Raw genomic sequence first — 23,552 nt, forward strand, 5'->3', positions numbered from 1 at the left:
GCCCGGCCCCAACCAACGCCCCGGCGCGGCCGGTCGTCAGCGCATGACGACGCGCCGCGCCTTTTATCCACCTGTTCATCAAAGGATTCCATCATGGTTGAACTGCATACGAACCACGGCCTCATCAAACTCGAGCTGAACGCCGAAAAGGCGCCGAAGTCGGTCGAGAACTTCCTGAACTACGTGAAGGCCGGCCACTACGACAACACGGTGTTTCACCGCGTGATCGACGGCTTCATGATCCAGGGCGGCGGCTTCGAACCCGGCATGAAGCAGAAGCCGACGGCCGAGCCGATCACCAACGAGGCGAACAACGGTCTGAAGAACGAGAACGGCTCGATCGCGATGGCGCGTACCAACGACCCTCATTCCGCGACCGCGCAATTCTTCATCAACGTGAACGACAACGACTTCCTGAACCACTCGTCGCCGACGCCGCAAGGCTGGGGCTATGCGGTGTTCGGCAAGGTCGTCGAAGGCATGGACGTGGTCGAGAAGATCAAGAAGGTCAAGACCGGTTCGAAGGGCTTCCATCAGGACGTGCCGGTCGATGACGTCGTGATCGAAAAAGCTGTCGTCGTCGGCTAAACCGTGAGTGAGTCGCACCTCATGCGGGTGTCGACTCGTTTGAACTGAAATCAGGCACCTTCAATGCTGCAAGAGACGCCGCTGCGAAGCGTCGCCGCGGGCGTGCCAGGCGAGGGCCAACGCCCGCACGCCGCGCGCCCTTTTTTCTTCCTCTCCGATCTGCATCTGAGCGAGGCGATTCCGCGCACGCTCGCCGCGTTCGAGCATTTCATCCGCGTGAGCGCGGAAGCGGCCGACTCGGTGTTCATCCTCGGCGATCTGTTCGAGTACTGGGTCGGCGACGACATGCTGAGCGAGCCGTTCGTCGCCCATATTGCGGCGCTGCTGCACACGCTGTCCGAGCGCGGCATCGCGCTTTACATCATGCACGGCAACCGCGACTTTCTGCTGGGCAAGCGCTTCATGAAAGCGGCCGGCGCGATCTGGCTGCCCGATCCGTTCGTGATTACCGCGTTCGGCACGCGCATTGCGCTCGCCCATGGCGATGGTCTGTGCACCGCGGATCGCGGCTATCAGTTGTTCAGGCGTTTCGCGCGCAATCGACTCGCGCAGATTCTGTTTCTCGCGTGGCCATTTCGTTGGCGTCGCAAGCTCGCCGAGAACATGCGCTCGAAGAGCGAGCATGGCCGCATGCGGCCGATGCCGATCAAGTATGACGTGACCCCGCAAGGTGTCGCCGCGCTGTTCAGGAAATCGAAGACCGCGACGATCATTCATGGGCATACCCATCTGCCCGCGCGGCATCGCGAGCCGGGCGGCACGCGCTGGGTTCTGCCCGACTGGGATCTCGATCACGGCGAGCGCCGGGGCGGCTATCTGAAGATCGATGCCGAGGGGATTCGAGCGCTGCCGCTGGATTGACCTCGTGGGTACGGCGTGCGCTTCGCGCTGCCGAGGCGCCGATACCTAGCGCTCCCCCGCCAGCCCCTCCACCTTCCCCGCGATCGCCGCCGATAGCCGCCGCAAATCGAGCAACGCTGCATCCGCGCCTTGCAGACCTTCGAGGCTCGTGCCGAGCCGCTCGAGCGCATCGACGATTTCATCGATACGTCGCGCCTGAGTAGCCGCATGGTCGATCAGACCGTGAATCGCGAGCGAAACGGGATCGTCCGCGTTGGGCGTGATGCCGTATGCGCAAAACGCGCTGATTTCGCTGCCGCGCTTCGCGTCACGCGCGGCGTTGTTCACATTCGGGTTCGCACCGTTCGCAGCCGCCGCGGCCGGCACGATGATCCGCGCCGGATTGCCGACCGCCGTGCCACGCGCGGGCACCGGCTTCGTCACGACCGCGTTCGATCCGATCTTCGCGTCCGCGCCGACGGTGAAGCCGCCGAGCACCTTCGCACCCGCACCGACGATCACACCACGCTCGAGCGTCGGATGCCGCTTCGCGCCGCGCGTGAGCGACGTGCCACCGAGCGTCACACCCTGGTAGATCGTGCAGTCGTCGCCGATCTGCGCGGTCTCGCCGATCACGACGCCCATGCCGTGATCGATGAACACGCGCCGCCCGACGCTCGCGCCCGGATGAATCTCGATGCCGGTCATGAAGCGCGCCATCTGGGACACGAAACGCGCGAGCCAGCGGCGCTTCGCGCGCCAGCACGCGTGAGCGATCCGATGCAGCACGAGCGCGTGCAGCCCCGGATAACACGTGAGCACTTCCCATGCGCTGCGGGCGGCGGGATCGCGCTCGCGGATGGTGGCGATATCTTCGCGAAGTCTCGTGAACATGGACATGCCAGCGACCGTATTGTTGGGAGGGAAAACCGTCTGCGTGAGCGAATCCGCGCGGTTTGCGCATGCGCGGGACTCTGCATTTCGCGCCATAGCGAACGGCATCGCTGCCGCTTAGCACGGCGGTAGCTTTGCTTCTAACGTTTCGTGGATTGTAGGGCGATTGCGCGAAACCTGCCGGAAGTCCCCGTCACCTGCAAGGTTGTCGTCAGACGAAGGCGGCGCATCAGGTGCGCCGGCACGGGCTGGTCAACGGACCGTCAGCCGGTCCGTCTGGTCTTGAGCAGGATGTGCTTGGCGATGCCGCGCACGATGTTGACCTCCTCGCGCTCGAGGCCCGAGCGCGCGAAGAGCCGCCGCAGCCGTGACATCAGCTTCTTCGGATTGGCCGGATCGAGAAACTCGAGCGCGACCAGTGCGCTTTCCAGATGCGCGAACATGCTCTCTATCTCGTCGCTGGCCGCCATCTGCGCGCGTGGAGCGGCGGATTCGGCCGGCGCCGCGTGTGCTCCCGCGGTGGGTGCGCCGTCGCTCGCTTCGTCGGCGCCGAGGTACGCGGTGCGTAGCTCGTAGGAGAGCACCTGCACCGCCTGCGCGAGATTGAGCGAGCTATAGGCCGGATTGGCCGGAATATGCGCGATCGCGCTGCATCGCTCGACGTCCTCGTTCGACAAGCCCGTGCGCTCGTTGCCGAACACCAGCGCGATCTCGCCGTGCATCGCCTCTGCGTGCGCGGCGGCGGCAGCTGCGCGCGGCGTCCATTGCGGCGGACCGTATTCGCGCAGCCGCGCGGTCAGCGCAATCGACCAGTGCACGCCAGTCAGTGCATCGGCGAGCGACGGCACCACGTGCACGGAGGCGAGTACGTCATCGGCGCCGCTCGCCATCGCGATCGCTTCGGGGTCGTTCTGCACGTTCGGCACGCGCGGTGACACGAGCACGAGCCGCGAAAAGCCCATGGTTTTCAGCGCGCGCGCCGCGGCGCCGACATTGCCCGGATGGCTGGGCTCGACCAGCACGAAACGCGTCGACGTGAAGCCGCCGCGCAAATCGGCCACGGCGGGGTCGGAGGAATGGTGGGTGCGATCCACGATGAAACTCGGCTGGCTAGGACTCAAGACGCGTATGGTAGCGCCAACGGGCACCTATGCCGAATCAGACGCACGCGCGAGCCACGCGCGCGGACGAGGGCGCAGCATCTGACCGGCACCGGCGGGCGCCTGTGCGGTACATCATCCGCACGTGAGCGAGCATGCGCGAGGGCGCCCGTACTCAGGTAAAATACCGCTTTTCGCGTCCGGCGCCGACGTTTGCTGAAGCTTCCGTCGAACCGGTCGCACTGTTCTTATTCAATTCGTCTCCGTGGACGGAATGCTCTCCGGTTTGATAGCCGGTCTGCCGTTCCGTGCTGTTTTTGCGTCGTTGCGGCGCCCGTCAGCGCAGTTTCGCGCTTATTTACCGGCCGGCAGCCGTGCTGCCCCGGCACAAGGATCAGTTTATGCATCCCATGCTCAATATCGCTGTGAAGGCCGCGCGCCGCGCAGCTCAGATCATCAACCGCGCATCGCTCGATCTCGACCTGATTCAGGTCAGCAAAAAGCAGCACAACGATTTCGTCACGGAGGTCGACAAAGCGTCCGAAGCGGCGATCATCGAAACGCTGAAGACCGCCTATCCCGATCACGCCATCCTCGCCGAAGAGTCGGGCAAGTCGGACCACGATTCCGAATACCAGTGGATCATCGATCCGCTCGACGGCACCACCAACTTCATCCACGGCTTCCCTTACTACTGCGTGTCGATCGCGCTCGCGCACAAGGGCGTCGTCACGCAGGCCGTCGTCTACGATCCGACCCGCAACGATCTGTTCACCGCATCGCGCGGCCGTGGCGCGTTTCTCAACGATCGCCGCATCCGCGTCGCCAAGCGTGACCGCCTGGCCGACTGCCTGATCGGCACCGGCTTTCCGTTCCGCGCGCAGGACAGCCTCGAATCGTACGGCCGTCAGTTCGCCGAGATGACCGAAGCCTGCGCCGGCCTGCGCCGTCCGGGCGCCGCCGCGCTCGACCTGGCCAACGTCGCGGCCGGCCACATGGACGGCTTCTTCGAGCAGGGCCTGAACGCATGGGACGTCGCGGCGGGCAGCCTGCTGATCACCGAAGCCGGCGGCCTGGTCGGCAACTACACCGGTGATTCGGAGTTCCTGCACGTCGGCGAAGTCGTCGCGGGCAACCCGAAGGTCTACGCGCAGATGATTCCGATCCTGTCGCGCTTCAGCCGCACGCGTCAGCAGTCGGCGTAAGGTGCGCCGCCGCGGCCGGTCCGCGGCAACGCATAACGGTTGCAGAGAAAAGCGGCTTCGGCCGCCTTTCTGTTGGCGGCGCTCCAGTGTCCGGAGCGTCGTGCTAAAAAGCGGGAAGTTATTCGGGGCGGTACTCGGCCGGGACCGTTCCCTGCTCCATGCCGCTTTGACCCTGCCCGACTTTCGCCCCGGGCGCAGCCTCCAATCTGCCCCATGAAAAAAGGCTTCCATACGATCATCGCGGCACAGTTCATTTCGTCGCTGGCCGACAATGCGCTGTTGATCGCCGCCATCGCCCTGCTTTCCGTGATGCGCTCGGCCGCGTGGGTTACGCCGCTGCTGCAGATTTTTTTCACGATCTCGTACGTGCTGCTCGCGCCGTTCGTCGGCGCGTTCGCCGATTCGATGCAGAAGCGCCACGTGATGTTCATCTCCAACGCGCTGAAAGCGAGCGGCTGCCTGATGATGATTCTGGGCGTTCATCCGATGATCGCCTACGGCGTGGTCGGCTTCGGCGCGGCCGCGTATTCGCCCGCCAAGTACGGCATCCTCACCGAGCTGCTGCCCGCTGAAAAGCTCGTGCAGGCGAACGCGTGGCTCGAATCGGCGACGGTGCTGTCGACGATCGCCGGCACGATGCTCGGCGGTGCGCTGATCAGCACCGTCGTCGAGCATTTCGTCATGCGTGCTCATATGCCGCTGATCCGCTCGGCCGCCGATCTCGCGATGGGCGCGGTCATGCTCACCTACGCGATCGCCGCCGCGATCAACATCTTCATTCCGGACACTGGCGCGCGCTATCCGAACCGGCTGACCGAGCCGAATAAGCTGGTCGGCGATTTCCATCACTGCTTCCGGGTGCTGTGGGCCGACAAGCTCGCGCAGATCGCGCTGTGGGTGACCACGCTGATGTGGGGCGCCGCCGTGACGATGCAGCTGCTGGTGCTCAAATGGGCGAACGTGAACCTCGGGCTGTCGTTGTCGAAGGCGGCGGTGATGCAAGGCGTGACCGGCTTCGGCATCGCGATCGGCGCGGCGGGCGCGGCCGCGCTGATTCCATTGCGCCACTCGCTGAAGGTGTTGCCGGTCGGCGTGCTGACGGGCGCGGTGGCGATCGCGATGGCCTTCTACAACAAGGACCTGTTCCCGGCGGGGGCGGGCCTGCGCTTCGGCACGCACGTCGCGCCCTACTACATTCTGCTGGCCTATCCGCTGATGATCGTGCTCGGTGCGTTGTCGGGCTTTTTCATCGTGCCGATGAATGCGATCCTGCAGCATCGCGGCGCGACGCTGCTGTCGGCCGGTCACTCGATCGCCGTGCAGAATTTCAACCAGAACCTCGCGGTGCTGCTGATGCTCGGCGTGTACGCGCTGCTGCTCACGGCGAAGATGCCCGCGCAGTGGATCATCGTCGTGTTCGGCACCTTCATCACGCTGCTGATGTGGCTCGCGAAACGCCGCAGCGCGGCGAACGAACGCAGGGTGGACATGCGGGCGATGATCGAGGAATGAATGCATCACGGTGCTCCAGCAATGACAGCGCGAGGCTCGGCTCGACGGCCGTAACCCGCCGCGACGGCGTGCAACCCCCGCTTTGATCGAATAGGTCATGCTGACATTCAGCTCTTGTATTGGGCATCGTCCGTTCGGCCAGGGTCCGCTCGCCGCGCCGGCGGGTTAAACTCACGCCCTGAGCATCTACCGCAAGAAGACACGAAGGATGGGTATTCAAACCGCAGCGGCCAACGACGTCGCACAACACACGCCGATGATGCAGCAGTACCTGCGCATCAAGGCGGAGCATCCGGGCACGCTGGTGTTCTACCGGATGGGCGACTTCTACGAACTCTTTTTCGACGACGCGGAAAAAGCCGCGCGCCTGCTCGACCTGACGCTCACGCAGCGCGGCGCGTCGGCGGGCAATCCGATCAAGATGGCCGGCGTGCCGCATCACGCTGTCGAACAGTATCTGGCCAAGCTCGTGAAGCTCGGCGAATCGGTCGCGATCTGCGAACAGATCGGCGACCCGGCCACCTCGAAAGGCCCGGTCGAGCGCAAGGTCATGCGCGTGGTTACGCCTGGCACGCTGACCGACGCCGCGCTGCTGTCCGACAAGAGCGACGTCTATCTGCTCGCGCTGGGCGTCGCGCACAATCGCCGCGGTGTCGCCACGAGCGTCGGTCTCGCATGGCTCAATCTCGCGAGCGGCGCGCTGCGCCTCGCCGAAGTCGCGCCCGATCAGGTCGCCGCCGCGCTGGAGCGCATCCGTCCCGCGGAAATTCTGGTCGCCGACGCCACCGCCGATTCGACTAGCTGGACACCGCCTGTCAACGCCAGCGCGCTCAAGCGTGTACCGGCCTGGCACTTCGATATCACCTCGGGCACGAAGCGCCTGTGCGACCAGCTCGAAGTCGCTAGCCTCGACGGCTTCGGCGCACATTCGCTCGGCTGTGCGTGCGGCGCGGCCGGCGCGTTGCTGCTGTACGCGGCGTCCACGCAAGGCCAGCAACTGCGTCATGTGCGCAGCCTGAAGGTCGAATACGAATCCGAATACATCGGCCTCGATCCGGCCACGCGCCGCAACCTCGAACTCACGGAGACGCTGCGCGGCACCGAATCGCCGACGCTGTGCTCGCTGCTCGACACCTGCTGCACGACGATGGGCAGCCGCCTGCTGCGTCACTGGCTGCATCATCCGCCGCGCGATTCGGCGGTGGCTCAGGCGCGTCAGCAGGCGATCGGCGCGTTGCTCGACGCGCCGCCGGGCGCCGATCTCGATACATTGCGCGGCGCATTGCGGCAGATTTCGGACATCGAACGGATCACCGGACGTCTCGCGCTGCTGTCGGCGCGGCCGCGCGATCTGTCGAGCCTGCGCGATACCTTCATCGCGCTACCTGCATTGCGCGCGCAGCTCGCGGCGGTGGCATCGAACGCGGATTCGCTCGCGCGCATCGACGCGGCGCTCGAACCGCCGCACGCGTGCGCCGATTTGCTGAAGCTCGCGGTCGCGCAAGAGCCGGCCGCGATGGTGCGCGACAGCGGCGTCATCGCGCGTGGTTATGACGCCGAGCTCGACGAACTGCGCGATATTTCGGAGAACTGCGGACAGTTCCTGATCGATCTCGAAACACGCGAACGCGCGCGCACCGGCATCAGCAATCTGCGCGTCGAGTACAACAAGGTGCACGGCTTCTATATCGAAGTCACGCGCGGCCAAACCGACAAGGTGCCGGACGACTATCGCCGTCGGCAAACGCTGAAGAATGCCGAGCGCTATATCACGCCCGAGCTGAAGACCTTCGAGGACAAAGCGCTGTCCGCGCAGGAACGCGCGCTCGCGCGCGAACGCGCACTGTACGACGCGTTGTTGCAATCGTTGCTGCCGTTCATTCCCGACTGTCAGCGCGTGGCGCTCGCGCTCGCCGAACTCGATCTGCTGGCCGCGCTCGGCGAACGCGCTCGCGCGCTCGACTGGGTTGCGCCGACGTTCTCGGCGAACGCGGGTATCGACATCGAGCAGGGTCGTCATCCGGTGGTCGAGGCGCAGGTCGAGCAGTTCATCGCCAACGATTGCTCACTCGCGACCGAGCGCAAGCTGCTGTTGATCACCGGTCCCAACATGGGCGGTAAGTCGACTTTCATGCGCCAGACCGCGCTGATCGCGCTGCTCGCTTACGTGGGCAGCTATGTACCAGCGCGGCGCGCGGCCTTCGGACAGATCGACCGCATCTTCACGCGCATCGGTGCGGCCGACGACCTCGCCGGCGGCCGCTCGACCTTCATGGTGGAGATGACCGAAGCCGCCGCGATCCTCAACGACGCGACACCGCAAAGCCTCGTGCTGATGGACGAGATCGGCCGCGGCACGTCGACATTCGACGGCCTCGCGCTCGCGTGGGCGATCGCGCGCCACCTGCTCGCCCACAACGGCTGCTACACGCTGTTCGCGACGCACTATTTCGAGCTGACACAACTACCCGCGGAGTTTCCGCACGCGGCCAACGTGCATCTGTCGGCGGTCGAGCATGGGCACGGCATCGTGTTCCTGCACGCGGTCAACGAAGGGCCCGCCAATCAGAGCTACGGTCTGCAGGTCGCGCAACTCGCCGGCGTGCCGAACGCGGTGATCCGCGCGGCACGCAAGCATCTCGCGCATCTGGAGCAGCAATCGGCCGCGCAGCCCGCGCCGCAACTCGATCTGTTCGCGACGCAGCCTGCCATGCTCGCCGAAGACGCGGACGACGACCACGAGGCGGCGAGTGACGCAACGCCTGCGTTGCCCGCGATGCAGACACTCGTCGAGCGTCTGCGCGGCATCGATCCGAACGATCTGCGGCCGCGCGAAGCGCTCGATCTGCTGTATGAACTGCATGAACTGGCCGTCGCGCCGGATGCGGACCACTGACACGCCGGGACACCCGCCGCGCCCGCGCGGGCTTCGCGCGGCGCTGCGCCACGTGCTCGCACCGGCAGGCGGCATCGTCGTGCTCGTGGCAGTGTGCGCATGGACCGCGCCGGCGCACGCCGAGGCCTCGCGCTTCGCGTTCGCGGTGATTTCCGGCACGATGCACAGCCCCGCCGACGAAGCCGCCACGCAACGGCTGCTCGAGGCGATCGGCCGCGAGCGCGACGTGCGCCTCATCGTCTACGACGGCAATCTGAAGGGGCCAAAGGAAGTTTGCCGCGACGCGCTGTTCGAGCGCCGCCACGCGCTGCTCGACAGTTCGCGCACTGCCCTCTTCTTTATTCCCGGCCAACATGACTGGGTCGATTGCGGCACGGCGGAAGCCGGCGGCTTCGATCCGGTCGAGCGGCTCGACCAGTTGCGGCAAACGCTGTTCGCCGATCCAACGTCGATGGGGCAGAACCCGATCGCGTTGACGCGCGAGAGCGAGGTGTCGCGCTTCCGCCCGTTCCGTGAAAACGTGCGCTGGGTGGTCAACGAAAAAACGAACGACAAAGCGAACACCAAAGCCGGCGACATCGTCTTCATCGGCCTGAACGCGCCGGGTCCGAACAACCACTACCTGAGCGCGGGCGGCCGCAACGGCGAGTTCGAAGATCGCGTGATCGCCAACGCATTCTGGCTCGAGCATGCGGCCGAATACGCGAAGCGCCGCGACGCGCGCGCGATCGTCGTGTTCATTCAGGGCGACTTCGACCCGGAGCGCTACGAGCGACCCGAACGGTTCGCCTGGCTGCACTTCGCACATAGCTCGCGCCGCGACGGCTTTCTAGAATTCAAGCGCAGTCTGCTCAAGCTCGCGCAGATTTTCCCCGGACCCGTGGTCGTCATTCATGCAGACGACGACCGGCCGGCCGGGGGTTTCGTCATCGATCAGCCGCTACGCAACGACAAGGGGATGGTCGTGACGAACCTCACGCGCATTGCGCTCGCGCCGCATGATCGTCTCAACCAATGGATTCAGATAGAAGCGGATTTCGGCAGGAAACCGCCGTTCAGAGTCGGCGTGCGCGACGTGCCGAAGCAGATGCCGCTGCCCACCACGCCGCCGGTCTTGCCGCCCCCATCGCCGCGCGACGAATCCGGCGCGTCGATGCCGGTTGCGCCGGAGATGCCGAATGTGGAAGGTTTCGGGCCGGCGTCGGAATTGCCGCCCGTATTGCAGACGCCTGGAGAGTCGCAGGAGCAGCAGCCGCGCATCCCGTCCGACCAGGGCGGCGGCGACTATGGGCCCGCTATCTCGATGCCGCCGGGGTCGATATTGCCAGCCTCGCCTGCGTTGCCCGCATCGGTGCCGTCTGCCCCCGCGACGACACCGCGCATGCCCGCAAGCTCAGTGCAGGGTCGGTTTTGAGCTGTCGTCTTCGTCCTCGTCTTCATCGTCGTCGAGAACTTCGAGGCCGTCCGCGCCATGCGCGTGCTCGTGCTGGATTTCGTCTTCAGTAGCCGGACGCACGTCTTTGACGGTCAACGCGAAACGCAGCGCCATGCCGGCGAGCGGATGATTGCCATCGAGCACGACCTTGTCTTCCGCGACGTCGGTCACCACGTACACCAGCGCATCGATTTCCTCGTCGCCATCTTCCGGGGTGCCTTCGAACTGCATGCCGACTTCGAGCGGTTCAGGGAAGCGATCGCGCGGCTCGATCTTCACAAGGTCAGGATCGTATTCGCCGAACGCGTCTTGCGGCTCGAGCTGGATCTGGGTCTCGAAGCCAGCCTCGCGGCCGTCGAGCTCTTCCTCGATCTTGGGGAACGTGCCATCATAGCCGCCGTGAAGATAGACCATCGGCTCTTCGCTTTCCTCGATCAGATTGCCCTGCGCATCCGACAGTTTGTAGGCGACCGACACGACGGTGTTCTTTGCGATTTTCATTCGATTCTCCAGAATACAACTCACATTATACGATGCCCAGGCGGCCCACTCACCTCCCGGCCGATGCAGGTTCGGCAAGCAATTCGCCGTCTGCCGCAAAGCCGGCCACGCGGCCCATTCTTCCGCCCTCGCCCCACGTTCCGACCGCGCTTCTCGGCCATCTGAGCCCGTCGCAATTCATGCGCCGCTACTGGCAGAAGAAGCCGCTGCTGATCCGTCAAGCGATTCCGGACATCGAAGCGCCGCTGTCGCGCGACGAGCTGTTCGAGCTGGCCGATCGGGACGACGTCGAAGCGCGCCTGATCACGCACTTCCGCAACAAATGGCAGCTGGAGGACGGCCCGTTCGCGCCCGACGGAATGCCGTCCGTCAAACAGCGCGCATGGACACTGCTCGTGCAGGGCGTGGACCTGCACGACGACCGCTCACGCGCGTTGCTCGACCGTTTCCGCTTCGTGCCGGACGCGCGTCTCGACGACCTGATGATTTCGTATGCGACCGATGGCGGCGGTGTCGGCCCGCACTTCGATTCCTACGATGTGTTTCTTTTGCAAGTAAAAGGCAAGCGCCGCTGGCGCATTAGCGCGCAGAAAGATCTGACGCTGCAGCCCGGCTTGCCGTTGAAGGTTTTACAGCACTTCGAGCACGAACAGGAGTGGGTACTCGAGCCCGGCGACATGCTGTACCTGCCGCCGCACATCGCGCACGACGGCATCGCCGAGGGCGAATGCATGACCTGCTCGATCGGTTTTCGCGCGCCCTCCGAAAGCGAGCTGACCGCGCAGTTCCTCTACCACCTGGCCGAGCGCGGAGAGGCCACGGGCAAGGCGGGCGCCCTTTATCGCGACCCACGGCAGGCCGCCGTCGAACAGCCGGCCGAGTTGCCCGCGGCGCTCGTCGAACGGGTGGGCGCGATGCTTGCTAAAGTGCGATGGAATGAGCAGGACATTGCGTCGTTCCTTGGCACGTACCTCAGCGAACCCAAGCCGAGTGTCGTCTTCGATCCGCCGCAACGGCCGCTCAACGAAGCCCGTTTCATCGGCGCGGCGTCGAGATCCGGCCTACGGCTCGATCGCAAGACTAACCTGTTGTATGAACGACGTTTTTTCTTCGTAAATGGAGAAGAAATATCATGGACCGGCGCGAAAAAATGGCTGTTTGAACTCGCAAATCTGCGGTGCATGAGTGCGAAACGCTTTGTAACACTATCGCACGATTCATCGGTGACAGCACTGCTACACGAGTGGTATTGTGCGGGCTGGATACAGGTGGGCGAGCTTGCGTAACTCTGCCCGCCTGTTATACCGTACAGTGAAATTTTGTATGAGAAAGACAACGTATTGACCCGCATTTATCGACTGTCAGTACGAAAGTGCATATAATTTCCGCCCAAGCCGTAGGGAAGATTCCAGCTCGTCAAAAGAGCATCTCCGCCAGCGGCCCAGGTCGGTGTTGGAGCACATTACCGGTTTTATTTTGCGCTGTTGCTTACCTTTAAACCATAAAAGGACGTGATCATGAAGAAATCCCTCCTCGTAGCATCCCTGTTGGCAGTTGTGGCACTCGCTGCATGCAACAAGAGCAACGATCAGGCTGCTGCACCGTCGGAGGCTGCGTCCGCACCGGCGGCAGCATCGCCTGCTGAAGCAGCATCGCCGGCAGTTGCAGCATCGCCGGCCGAAGCAGCATCGCCGGCAGAAGCAGCATCGCCGGCAGTTGCAGCATCGCCGGCTGAAGCAGCATCGCCGGCAGCAGGCGCAAGCCAGTAAGCCGCAACGGTTCGGCGCTGTAGCGGCGCTCCCGCTACAGCGCCTGCGCACGAAACGTTTGGAGGCTGGCCGGAAACGGCGCGAGCCGCAAACGGGAAAAGAAAAACGCCACGGATTCACATCCGTGGCGTTTTGTCATTCAGGGCCGCTTTCCACTGCGGAGCTCGTCGCATGTGTGGAACACATCCGCCTATCGAACCGGCGCCGCTGGCCCAGCGCTCTCCTCAAAGAACTCACGCACCACGTCGATCTCGCGGGTGCGCTTGAACGGCGGCAGACTCTGCCAGATGCGGCGGCCATAAGGTTTATCGACGAGACGTGTATCGCAGATCATCAGCACGCCACGATCAGTCTCCGCGCGAATCAGCCGGCCGGCGCCCTGCTTCAGCGTGATGACGGCCTGCGGCAGCTGATGCACGGCGAACGGGCTCAAGCCCTTCTTCGTCAGTGCGTCGAGCCGCGCGGCCAGCACGGGATCGTCCGGCGGCGCAAACGGCAGCTTGTCGATCACGACCAGCGACAGCGCGTCGCCGCGCACGTCCACCCCTTCCCAGAAGCTCTGACTGCCGACCAGGATCGCATTGCCGTAGGCGCGAAAGCGGTCGAGCAGTTCGGTGCGGCTCGCATCGCCCTGCACGAGCAGCGGATAGTCCCAGCCGCGCGACTCGATCGCGTCGCGCAGCTTCGCCGAGATACGATCCACCGCGCGCAGCGTCGTGCACAGCATGAAGACGCCGCCGCCCGAGGCTTCGATCGCGGGCAATGCGGCATCGAACACGGCGTCGGTGAACATCGGCGATGACGGCTGTGGCAGATTGCGCGGTACGTACAGAAGCCCTTGCGATGGATAGTCGAATGGACTCGGCAATGTCATCGAGCGCTTCGAGTTCAAGCCCATCTGCGCCGCATAGTGCGTGAAGTCGCCGCGCACCGACAGCGTCGCCGATGTGAAGATCCACGCGCGCGGTACGCCGGCGCGCTGCTTCGCGAAAATCGGAGCGACCGACAACGGCGTTTCGTGCAGCTGCACCGTGTGCGAGAACACCTCGATCCAGCGCACCTTTTCATTCGGATCGGCGCGCTCCGCGCTGGCGTCACCCTCGCGGGTCGCAACCGCGTCGCGTTCTGCACTCGTGGGTGGCGTGGTCCAGCCGCTCAACACGTCCTGCAACTCGCGCGCGCGACGCAAACACGCGCCGAGCGATTCGGCTCGCTCGGCCTGGCCCGCCAACGCTGAGGCCAACGCGTCGAGTTCGGCCTCGAGCGTCTCGAGCGCGGCGAACAGCGGATGATCGTCGGGCAGCTGGCCGATCGACAGACGCACCGAGTCTTCCTTGAACGCGAGCCGCACGTCGCGCGCGGCGCGCTCGAGCGTCGCGCCGAGCTTGACCCAATCGACCGCATCGCGTGCGTGACCGAGGCCCTCGGCCACCGAATCGCGTGCGAGTTCGAGAAACTGCGCGGTCGATAGCGTCTCGCCGAAAAACAGCGTCGCGGTTTCGGGCAGCTGGTGCGCTTCGTCGAAGATGACCGTATTCGCAGTCGGCAGCAGCTCCGCCATGCCGGTATCGCGCAGCATGATGTCGGCGAAAAACAGATGGTGGTTGACCACCACGATATCGGCCTGCTGCGCTTCGCGGCGCGCCTGCATCACGAAGCAGTCCTTGTAGTGGGGACACTCCTGGCCGAGACAGTTGTCGCGCGTCGATGTGACCATCGACCACACCTGCGCCGTTTCCGGCACGCTCGCGAGTTCAGCCTTGTCGCCGGTGCGCGTGATCTTCGCGAAGCGCACGATGTCCTGCAGATACGAGGTCTCCTGGCGCGACGACAGACGGCCGTTGTCCGCGGTGCGTTGCAGGTAGTAATGGCACAGGTAGTTCGCGCGGCCCTTCAGCATCGCGACCGACACCGGCACCGCGAGCGCGTCGCGCACGGTCGGAATGTCGCGCTGGAACAGCTGATCCTGCAGATGCTTGGTGCCGGTCGAGACGATCACCTTGCCGCCCCACAGCATGGCCGGCACGAGGTACGCATAGGTCTTGCCGGTGCCGGTACCCGCCTCTACGATCAACGTATTCTCACCACCGTCGACGCCATCGGCTTGCGCGTTGCTCTCGGTCGACTCAGAGACGGCTTCAGCGCCGGTCTGCTGCAGGCGCCGCGCCGGGCGCTTCTGCGTCTCGAACATCGCGGGCTCGGGTATCGCGCGGCCCGACGCCTCCATCGCCGCGGCAACCGCGCGCGCCATCTCGATCTGCGACGCACGCGGCCGATATCCGTCGATCTGCCGTGCGAGCAGACCGTTGTCGGCGAAGATGTCGTCGAGCTCGCTCGCGCGGCGCCGATTCAGCGACACACCTCGCACCGGTGCTGCCGCGCGCGGCGCGGGCGTGCCCGAAGCAGATGCGTTGTCCGGCGCGGCCCGGGATGAAGTGTCATGCGATGAATTCAAGGTAAGCGTTCCTGCTAAGTCCGGCTCGCGCGCTGCGCGCCCGGCGCCTGCCAGGCCGCGAACTCAGGCGCGCGCGTCCGGTTCGAGCTGCAATTGCAGCAAGATGATGGTGTCCTTGACTTTAAGTTTGCGCTTTTTCAGGCGCTGCAACTCGAAGTCGTCGATGCCGGGTTCATCCGACATCCGGTCGATCAACCGGTCGAGTCCACTATGCTCCAATTCCAGTTGCAGAATGCGGTCGCGAAGTGTGTTTGCGTCGATGACGTGATGACGATCGCGCATGCTCGCCTCCTCTGGTCGGCGGCACGAACCGCGTGCGCGCGGTCCGATGCCTGAGGTTGCTGTCCGCCTCAAAACGCATTACGGCGACTACGGCGGCCCTGGCCACGACCGCCAGGGCTTACTCTACGATACAGCCACTACAGCACGCTTACTGTTGCTCTTGTTGCTGCTTTTGCTGCTCTTCGAGCTGTCGCTGCTTCAGCTCGTCCTGACGCTTCTGCTCGGCCTTCCCGGCGGCCTGCTTTTGACGTGCTTCGACATCGAGCTTGTGCTGCGCGGCCTCGGCCTGCTTCCGCTCGAAAGTCTCCTGTTTCTGCTGGCGCTCCGCGGCCTTTTGCGCACCCTGCCGACGCGCTTCCTCGAGCTTGCGCTGGTAGTCGCTCTGCTTCTGGTCGTGGGCCTTCTGATTGGCCGCCGCCTGCGCAGGCGTGACACCACGCTGCGCCTGATCAAGCGCGTGCTGGCGCTGCTTCTCCTCGTAGGCCTGCGCGTTGGCTTCGTGCTGCGGTGCCGCGGCGTTGCGCTGCGCCTGATCGAGCGCGTGCTGACGTTGCTTCTCCGCGTAGGCCTGCGCATTGGCTTCGCGCTGCGGCGCCTCTGCGTTGTGCTGCGCCTGATCGAGCGCGTGCTGACGCTGCTTTTCCTGATACGCCTGCTCGTTGCGCGCGTCTTCGGCGGCACGTTGCGGCGCTTCCGCCTCGTTTTGCGCGCGCCGCAACGCGGTGCGTTCGTCGCGTTCACGGGCGCGCTGCGCACGCTGCTCGGCGTCGAGCGCGAGCTGTTCCTTGCGGATGTCCGCCTGCACGCTGCGCATCGCGTCGCGCGCGCGGTTCAGACAGTGATTGACGAAGAAGCGGCTGTAGCAGTTGTGTTGCGCGACAGCGAATTGATAGTTGTTGTCGTCGGTGCGCTGATTGAGCACCTGTTGCCGCTCGTCGAACGACTTGTCCAGCACGGCTACGTCACTTGCGCTTTGAGGGCCGTCGGCGGTTGCGGCGGCTTGCGGGCCCGAGGCCGCGACGGGCGCCGTACCTTGCGCCGGCGTCGCGCTTTGCGCCACGGCCGACACCGGCACGACGAGCGCTGCGGCGATCACGCACGACGCGGCAGCCGTTAAAGCCGACCGACCGAACGAGCGCAAAGAAACCAGCGGCAATTGAGACGAACCCGGCAGTGAACCCGGCAGTGAACCTGACGCCAGCGAAGAGACCAGGCGGTTGAGGGACAAGGAGATTGGCAACGTCGTAGAGGGTCAACGGAACATGCCCGAAATTCTAACACCCCGCGGTTGAGCCCTTTGGCATTTATGGCAAAATGCCCCGCTCTAGCAACCTGGTCGCGGCGCACGCCCGGCCTGTCCCGATTTGCCGCCCGCGCGCGGCCCATCACTGAGTCCGCAGGAACACCAAGACCTTATGACGGAAACCGTAGCACTCAAGATCGTCCAGCGCATCGCCACCGAACTGTCCGTCCAGCCGCGCCAGGTCGCGGCCGCGGTGGAACTTCTCGACGAAGGCGCGACCGTTCCGTTCATCGCCCGTTATCGCAAGGAAGTGACCGACAATCTCGACGACACGCAACTGCGCAATCTCGAGGAACGCCTGGTCTATTTGCGCGAGCTGGAAGACCGGCGCGCGGCGATCATCGCGAGCATCGACGAACAGGGTAAGCTCACCGACGAGCTGCGCGGCGCGATCGAAGGCGCCGACAGCAAACAGGTGCTCGAAGACCTCTATCTGCCATACAAACCGAAGCGCCGCACGCGCGCGCAGATCGCGCGCGAAGCCGGCTTGCAGCCGCTCGCCGACGCGCTGCTCGGCAATCCGCTGCTCGATCCGCAAGCCGAAGCCGCGGCGTACGTGGACGCGGACAAAGGCATCGCCGATGTGAAGGCCGCGCTCGACGGCGCGCGCGACATCCTCTCCGAACAATTCGGCGAGACCGCCGAACTGCTCGGCAAGCTGCGCGACTATCTGTTCAACCAGGGCGTGGTGTCGTCGAAGGTCGTGGAAGGCAAGGAAACCGCGGAAGAGGAGAAATTCCGCGACTACTACGACTACGCCGAAACGATCCGCACAGTGCCGTCGCATCGCGCGCTCGCACTGTTCCGCGGCCGCAATGCCGGCGTGCTGATGATCAAGCTCGGCCTCGGCGAAGAGCTCGACGCGCAGGTGCCGCACCCGGGCGAAGCGCTGATCGCGCGGCACTTCGGCATCGCCAATCAGAACCGCCCCGCCGACAAGTGGCTCTCCGATGTGTGCCGCTGGTGCTGGCGCGTCAAGGTGCAGCCGCACCTCGAAAACGAGCTGCTGACCAATCTGCGCGACGAAGCCGAACACGAAGCGATCCGCGTGTTCGCGCGCAATCTTAAGGACCTGCTGCTCGCGGCGCCGGCTGGTCCGAAGGCCGTGATCGGTCTGGATCCGGGCTTGCGCACCGGCGTGAAGGTGGCGGTGGTCGACCGCACCGGCAAGGTGCTCGCGACCGACACGATCTACCCGCACGAGCCGCGCCGCGACTGGGACGGCTCGCTCGCGAAGCTCGCGCGAATCGCCGCGCAAACGCAGGCCGAGCTGATCAGCATCGGCAACGGCACCGCGTCGCGTGAGACGGACAAACTCGCGAGCGAGCTGATCGCGCGTCATCCGGAGCTGAAACTGCAGAAGATCGTTGTGTCCGAAGCCGGCGCGTCGGTGTACTCGGCGTCCGAGCTTGCCGCGAAGGAATTCCCCGCCATGGACGTGTCGCTGCGCGGCGCCGTGTCGATCGCGCGACGTCTGCAGGACCCGCTCGCCGAGCTCGTGAAGATCGAGCCGAAGGCGATCGGCGTCGGCCAGTATCAGCACGACGTGAACCAGCGCGAACTCGCGCGCTCGCTCGACGCGGTCGTCGAAGACTGCGTGAATGCGGTCGGCGTCGATGCGAACACCGCGTCGGTCGCGCTGCTCGCGCGGGTGTCGGGTTTAAACGCAACGCTCGCGCGCAACATCGTCGACTATCGCGATGCGAACGGGCCGTTCCCGTCGCGCGAGCATCTACGCAAGGTGCCGCGTCTCGGCGACAAGACCTTCGAGCAGGCTGCCGGCTTCCTGCGCATCAATAACGGCGAGAATCCGCTCGACCGTTCGTCGGTGCACCCGGAAGCGTATCCGGTCGTTCAGCGCATCCTCGCGAAGATCAGTAAGCAGGTCGGCGAAGTGCTCGGCAATCGCGACGCGTTACGCGGACTGTCACCCACCGAATTCGTCGACGAGCGTTTCGGTCTTCCAACCGTGCGCGACATCCTGGTCGAACTCGAGAAGCCGGGCCGCGATCCGCGTCCCGAGTTCAAGACCGCGACGTTCCGCGAAGGTGTCGAGAAGGTCAGCGATCTGATCCCGGGCATGGTGCTCGAAGGCGTCGTGACGAACGTCGCGGCGTTCGGCGCGTTCATCGACGTCGGTGTGCATCAGGATGGCCTCGTGCACGTGTCGGCGATGTCGACGAAGTTCGTGAAGGACCCGCATGAGGTCGTGAAAGCCGGTCAGATCGTCAAGGTCAAGGTGCTCGAAGTCGACGTGAAGCGCCAGCGTATCGCACTGACGATGCGTCTCGACGACGAACCCGGTGCAGCGGCCGCGCGCAGCGGCGGCGGTGCGCAGCAGGATCGCGGTGGCTCGGGCGGCAGCTTCAATCGCGGCGGAGCGGGACGCGGTGCGCCGCAACGCTCGCGCGAACCGGAGCCGGGCGGCGCGATGGCGGCTGCGTTTGCGAAGCTCAAGCAGAAGTGAGCGTCACGGACCGGAGCACGTCGTCGCATGCGCTCCGGTCCGTGACATGACTGCGTCGCGCGCTCAACCGCTTGCACGCGCGCATGAACAAAAAGCCCACGCATTGCGTGGGCCTTTTGTTTGCGCTCCCGCACGTCACGCGCTAGCCGTCAAATCTCGATCTTCGTTCCCAGTTCCACGACCCGGTTAGCCGGGATGCTGAAGAAGTCGGTCGGCTTCGCGGCGTTCTGATGCATCCACGCGAACACACGCTCGCGCCATACCGACATGCCCGGCAATTGCGTCGGCACCACCGTTTCGCGCGCGAGGAAGAATGACGTGTCCATCAATTCGAAGGTCATGTCGTGCGTGCGGCCGACGTCGAGCAGCACCGCCTTCACGTCGGGCGTTTCGTTAAAGCCGTAGGCTGCCTTCACCAGCCACAGGCCACCATTCATGTCCTTCACGGTCACGCGATCGGCGTCCTTCACGTACGGAATGTCGCGCGTGACGAAGGTCAGAAAGATCGTGCGCTCGTGCAGCACCTTGTTGTGTTTCAGATTGTGCAGCAGGCTCACCGGCACCAGCGAATCGCTGCCGGTCAGATAGATCGCAGTGCCCGACACGCGATGCGGCGGATGCGCGAGCAGGCCTTGCAGGAACGGCATCAACGGAATACCGTCGGCGGCCGTGCGTTCCTTCACGATCATCCTGCCCTTGAACCACGTCATCAGCAGGAAGAACAGCAGGCCGCCGATGCACAGCGGCAACCAGCCGCCCTCTTCGACCTTCAGCAGGTTCGCGCCGAAAAAGCCCAGGTCGACCACCATGAACACGCCGATGATGAGCCCAACGAGCAGTCTGTTCCAGTTCCACACCTTCACCATCACGACGCAGGCAAGGATCGTCGTGATCACCATCGTTGCAGTCACCGCGATACCGTACGCGGCCGCCAGATTGTCCGAGCTCTTGAACGCGATCACGATGCACAGGATGATGAACAGCAGCATCCAGTTCACGACCGGCACATAGATCTGCCCGATCGCGAGTTCGGACGTGTGCAGGACCTTCATGCGTGGCACGTAGCCGAGCTGGATCGCCTGGCTCGTCAGCGAGTACGCGCCCGAAATCACCGCCTGCGACGCGATCACCGTCGCGATCGTCGACAGCACGACGAGCGGCAACAACGCCCAGTCCGGCGCGAGCAGGAAGAATGGATTTTCGATCGCCTTTGGGTCGTGCATCAGCAGCGCGCCCTGGCCGAAGTAGTTCAGCACGAGCGAAGGCATCACGAGCACGTACCACGCCATGCGGATCGGCTGCGCGCCGAAGTGGCCCATGTCCGCGTACAGCGCCTCCGCGCCGGTCAGCACCAGCACGACCGAGCCGAGCACCACGTAGGCCTGCAGCACGTGCGCGGCCATGAACGTGTACGCGTAGTACGGATTGAGCGCCTGGATCACATTCGGCGACTGCATGATGTGCCACAGGCCGAGCACGGCGAGCACGAGGAACCAAAGCGTCATGATCGGCCCGAACAGACGGCCGACCGTGGCCGTGCCGTGCCGCTGGATCCAGAACAGCACGATCAGGATCACGACGGTCAGCGGAATCACCAGATTCGCCAGATGCGGCGCGGCGATTTCGAGACCTTCGACCGCCGAGATCACCGAGATTGCCGGCGTGATCACCGCGTCGCCGTAAAACATGCAGGCGCCGAAGATGCCGAGCATCATCAGAAGGCCGGCCATTTTCGATTTCTGATCGACCGAGCGCATCGCCAGCGCCATGAGCGCGAGGACGCCGCCCTCGCCGTTGTTGTCGGCGCGCATCACGAACAGCACGTACTTGACGCCGACCACGATCACGATCGCCCAGAACAGCAGCGAAATAACGCCAAGGATCGACTGATCGGTCAACGGGATGCCGTGCGACGGACTGAAGGCTTCCTTCAGCGCGTACAACGGGCTCGTACCGATGTCGCCGAACACCACACCGATCGCGGCAATCGCAAGGGAAGGCAGTGGCTGTTTGTGTACGTGATTGTTATCTGTCATGGACGCGAGGAAATCCGTTCCCGGGCGGAAAAAACGACCGCTATTTTAAACTGCCCATCCGGTACCGCCCGGCTTGTTGTGGATACGCCACGTGGATGTCCGCGCAGTGTAGCACTGCGATATGGACGCGTCTGCCGCGGTGCGGACGTCCCGGCGCGGCGCGTGACGCATAAAAAAACGGAGCCCGACTGGGCTCCGTTTTGTGACACCGCGATGACGCGCGTGATCCGATGCGACAAAGCATGAGGCGCGGCTTCGCGTCAATTGCCCGACGCCTCATCGGCCTGGGCGATGCCGCGCTTGATCCACGCGCCGAGGTTATGCGGACGCACCGTGTCCCACTCCTCGAACGGCTGATGAATCCACGGGTTGGTCGGCAGATACTGCACGTGGTAATCAGGCTTCACCTTCGAGCAGCCCTTGTACCACAGCACGGCCGAGCGCACCGCGGTGATGGCCGGATAGCGTTCCTTCAGATGCTGCTGCACGCGCGCGAGCGTGACGCCCGAATCGACGAGGTCGTCGACGAGCAGCACGTTACCGTGCAGTTCGCCGCGCGTCATCGTGATGTATTGCGCGATGTCGAGTTCGCCCTGCTGCGTGCCCGCTGCCTCGCGATAAGAGCTCGTTGCCAGAATCGCCAACGGCAGATCGTAGATGCGCGACAGCTGGTCGCCGACGCGCAGACCGCCGCGTGCGAGGCACAGGATCTTGTCGAACTTCCAACCCGATTCGTGCACGGCAAGTGCGAGCACCTCGATCAGCCGGTGATATTCGTCCCAGCCGACCCACAGGTTCTTGTCGTCGTTGCGCGGATCTTTCATCGCGATCATGGGTACACCTTGCATCGCTTAGACCTTGAACGGATGACGCAGCAGAATCGTTTCGTCGCGGTCCGGACCGGTCGAGACCATGTCGATCGGAATGCCCGCGACTTCCTGCACACGCGACAGGTACGCACGCGCGTTGGCGGGCAGCTTGTCCCACTCCTTGATGCCGACCGTGCTTTCCTTCCATCCCGCGAAGGTTTCGTAGACCGGTACGCAGCGCGCGACTTCCGTCGCGCCGCGCGGCAGCAGATCGACGTTGTGGCCGTCGATCGTGTAGCCGACGCACAGCTTCACTTCGTCGAGACCGTCGAGCACGTCGAGCTTGGTCATGCACAGCCCCGTCACGCCGTTGATCTGGATCGAGCGACGCAGCGCGGAGACGTCGAGCCAGCCAGTGCGGCGCGGACGGCCGGTGACCGAGCCGAATTCCTTGCCGACGGTGGCGAGTTCGAGGCCGATCGGGTCCTGGCGCGAGGCATTGTCCGCATCGTACAGTTCGCTCGGGAACGGGCCCGAACCGACACGCGTGCAGTACGCCTTCGTGATGCCGAGGATGTAGTTGAGCTTCTGCGGACCGACGCCCGCGCCCGCCGTCGCGGCACCTGCGACGCAGTTGCTCGAGGTGACGAACGGATAGGTGCCATGGTCGATGTCGAGCAGCGTGCCCTGCGCGCCTTCGAACAGCAGATTGCCGCCGTTCGCGTTGACGTCGTAGAGACGGCGCGACACGTCGGTGACCATCGGCTTCAGACGGTCGGCGTAGCTCAGCATCGTGTCGAGCGTTTGCTGGAAGTCGACCGCGGCGGCGCCGAGGTACTGCGTGAGCACGAAGTTGTGATAGTCGAGGTTTTCGCGCAGACGCTCGGCGAAGGCTGGCGCGTCGAACAGGTCCTGCACGCGCAGGCCGCGGCGCGCGACCTTGTCTTCATAGGCCGGGCCGATGCCGCGGCCGGTCGTGCCGATCTTGCTCGCGCCGCGGCGCGCTTCGCGGCCCTGGTCGATCGCGATGTGATACGGCAGGATCAGCGTGGTGGCTTCGGAAATGAACAGGCGCTTCTGGACCTCGATGCCGGCGGCTTCGAGTTCGCCGATTTCCTTGAACAGCGCTTCCGGCGACAACACGACGCCATTGCCGATATAGCACGCGACGCCGGGATGCATGATGCCCGACGGAATCAGACGCAAGATGGTTTTCTTGCCGCCGATGATAAGCGTGTGACCGGCATTGTGACCGCCCTGGAAGCGAACGACGCCCTGAGCGTGGTCCGTCAACCAGTCGACGATCTTGCCCTTGCCCTCATCACCCCATTGGGTACCCACGACGACGACGTTGCGCCCGGGGTTCACATTCACTGCGCTGGCAGACATGTTGTTTCGTAAGCTGGTTAAAAACGTATTTTACCTAGGTTCGCGGAAGCTTCCGGAATTTTTCCGTTTCC

Annotated in this window: 18 protein-coding genes; 9 read left to right on the plus strand and 9 right to left on the minus strand. The window is 64.5% G+C overall.

Features of this window, described 5'->3' with window-relative positions; translation table 11 throughout:
- The first annotated feature begins 93 nt into the window (after positions 1-93).
- Positions 94-588 carry a peptidylprolyl isomerase gene (locus OKW41_RS33175; protein ID WP_090800697.1) on the plus strand — a complete coding sequence of 165 codons (495 nt, stop codon included), beginning with the start codon at positions 94-96 and terminating at the stop codon, positions 586-588.
- A gap of 63 nt (positions 589-651) precedes the next feature.
- Positions 652-1,449, plus strand: a complete 798-nt coding sequence (locus tag OKW41_RS33180) for a UDP-2,3-diacylglucosamine diphosphatase (RefSeq protein ID WP_429450349.1) — start codon at positions 652-654, stop codon at positions 1,447-1,449.
- Positions 1,450-1,494: 45 nt separating this feature from the next.
- Here the strand turns inward: OKW41_RS33180 and cysE are convergent, their stop codons facing one another.
- Together cysE and OKW41_RS33190 are read right to left on the minus strand one after the other, a co-directional pair.
- On the minus strand, positions 1,495-2,322 hold the full coding sequence (cysE, locus tag OKW41_RS33185; RefSeq protein WP_429575249.1) for a serine O-acetyltransferase: 828 nt from the start codon (positions 2,320-2,322) through the stop codon (positions 1,495-1,497).
- 263 nt (positions 2,323-2,585) lie between these two features.
- Positions 2,586-3,416 carry an RNA methyltransferase gene (locus OKW41_RS33190; RefSeq protein WP_429575250.1) on the minus strand — a complete coding sequence of 277 codons (831 nt, stop codon included), beginning with the start codon at positions 3,414-3,416 and terminating at the stop codon, positions 2,586-2,588.
- 407 nt (positions 3,417-3,823) lie between these two features.
- On the opposite strand from OKW41_RS33190, the gene OKW41_RS33195 reads away from it, so the two are divergent.
- The 4 genes from OKW41_RS33195 (at position 3,824) to OKW41_RS33210 (ending at position 10,449) form a co-directional block, all read left to right on the plus strand.
- Positions 3,824-4,627 carry an inositol monophosphatase family protein gene (locus tag OKW41_RS33195; RefSeq protein WP_429575251.1) on the plus strand — a complete coding sequence of 268 codons (804 nt, stop codon included), beginning with the start codon at positions 3,824-3,826 and terminating at the stop codon, positions 4,625-4,627.
- A 213-nt stretch (positions 4,628-4,840) separates the two neighbouring features.
- Entirely contained in the window at positions 4,841-6,139 is a 1,299-nt protein-coding gene (gene lplT, locus OKW41_RS33200) for a lysophospholipid transporter LplT (RefSeq protein ID WP_429575252.1), read from the plus strand.
- A 208-nt stretch (positions 6,140-6,347) separates the two neighbouring features.
- Positions 6,348-9,035: a DNA mismatch repair protein MutS gene (gene mutS, locus OKW41_RS33205; RefSeq protein ID WP_429575253.1), complete on the plus strand. Its 2,688-nt coding sequence runs from the start codon at positions 6,348-6,350 to the stop codon at positions 9,033-9,035.
- The gene (locus tag OKW41_RS33210; protein WP_429576523.1) at positions 9,001-10,449 is read left to right on the plus strand and encodes a hypothetical protein; all 1,449 of its coding nucleotides are present in this window, start codon (positions 9,001-9,003) and stop codon (positions 10,447-10,449) included. The genes mutS and OKW41_RS33210 overlap by 35 nt, the downstream gene beginning before the upstream one ends.
- Here the strand turns inward: OKW41_RS33210 and OKW41_RS33215 are convergent.
- On the minus strand, positions 10,429-10,971 hold the full coding sequence (locus OKW41_RS33215; RefSeq protein WP_429575254.1) for an FKBP-type peptidyl-prolyl cis-trans isomerase: 543 nt from the start codon (positions 10,969-10,971) through the stop codon (positions 10,429-10,431). The two genes, OKW41_RS33210 and OKW41_RS33215, sit on opposite strands and share 21 nt — an antisense overlap.
- Before the next feature lie 32 nt (positions 10,972-11,003).
- On the opposite strand from OKW41_RS33215, the gene OKW41_RS33220 reads away from it, so the two are divergent.
- Together OKW41_RS33220 and OKW41_RS33225 are read left to right on the plus strand one after the other, a co-directional pair.
- The gene (locus tag OKW41_RS33220; protein WP_429575255.1) at positions 11,004-12,257 is read left to right on the plus strand and encodes a JmjC domain-containing protein; all 1,254 of its coding nucleotides are present in this window, start codon (positions 11,004-11,006) and stop codon (positions 12,255-12,257) included.
- A 231-nt stretch (positions 12,258-12,488) separates the two neighbouring features.
- Positions 12,489-12,740 (plus strand): hypothetical protein, encoded by a 252-nt coding sequence (locus OKW41_RS33225; protein WP_429450358.1) that lies wholly within the window; start codon positions 12,489-12,491, stop codon positions 12,738-12,740.
- A 190-nt stretch (positions 12,741-12,930) separates the two neighbouring features.
- Here the strand turns inward: OKW41_RS33225 and OKW41_RS33230 are convergent, their stop codons facing one another.
- The 3 genes from OKW41_RS33230 to OKW41_RS33240 all read right to left on the minus strand — a co-directional run bounded on the left by OKW41_RS33230 (position 12,931) and on the right by OKW41_RS33240 (position 16,573).
- Positions 12,931-15,195: an ATP-dependent DNA helicase gene (locus tag OKW41_RS33230; RefSeq protein ID WP_429575256.1), complete on the minus strand. Its 2,265-nt coding sequence runs from the start codon at positions 15,193-15,195 to the stop codon at positions 12,931-12,933.
- 63 nt (positions 15,196-15,258) lie between these two features.
- Positions 15,259-15,477 (minus strand): DUF465 domain-containing protein, encoded by a 219-nt coding sequence (locus OKW41_RS33235; protein WP_429575257.1) that lies wholly within the window; start codon positions 15,475-15,477, stop codon positions 15,259-15,261.
- A gap of 148 nt (positions 15,478-15,625) precedes the next feature.
- The gene (locus tag OKW41_RS33240; protein WP_429575258.1) at positions 15,626-16,573 is read right to left on the minus strand and encodes a hypothetical protein; all 948 of its coding nucleotides are present in this window, start codon (positions 16,571-16,573) and stop codon (positions 15,626-15,628) included.
- Between the two features lie 319 nt (positions 16,574-16,892).
- On the opposite strand from OKW41_RS33240, the gene OKW41_RS33245 reads away from it, so the two are divergent.
- Positions 16,893-19,247, plus strand: a complete 2,355-nt coding sequence (locus OKW41_RS33245; protein WP_429575259.1) for a Tex family protein — start codon at positions 16,893-16,895, stop codon at positions 19,245-19,247.
- A gap of 149 nt (positions 19,248-19,396) precedes the next feature.
- Here the strand turns inward: OKW41_RS33245 and OKW41_RS33250 are convergent, their stop codons facing one another.
- The 3 genes from OKW41_RS33250 to OKW41_RS33260 all read right to left on the minus strand — a co-directional run bounded on the left by OKW41_RS33250 (position 19,397) and on the right by OKW41_RS33260 (position 23,481).
- Complete coding sequence (locus tag OKW41_RS33250; protein ID WP_429450362.1) at positions 19,397-21,283, minus strand: potassium transporter Kup; 1,887 nt, start codon at positions 21,281-21,283, stop codon at positions 19,397-19,399.
- A 260-nt stretch (positions 21,284-21,543) separates the two neighbouring features.
- Positions 21,544-22,116 (minus strand): phosphoribosyltransferase, encoded by a 573-nt coding sequence (locus OKW41_RS33255; RefSeq protein WP_429450363.1) that lies wholly within the window; start codon positions 22,114-22,116, stop codon positions 21,544-21,546.
- 18 nt (positions 22,117-22,134) lie between these two features.
- Positions 22,135-23,481 (minus strand): adenylosuccinate synthase, encoded by a 1,347-nt coding sequence (locus tag OKW41_RS33260; protein ID WP_429450364.1) that lies wholly within the window; start codon positions 23,479-23,481, stop codon positions 22,135-22,137.
- Positions 23,482-23,552 lie beyond the last annotated feature (71 nt).

This window comes from Paraburkholderia sp. UCT70 (assembly GCF_050434085.1).
GTDB lineage: Bacteria > Pseudomonadota > Gammaproteobacteria > Burkholderiales > Burkholderiaceae > Paraburkholderia > Paraburkholderia tuberum.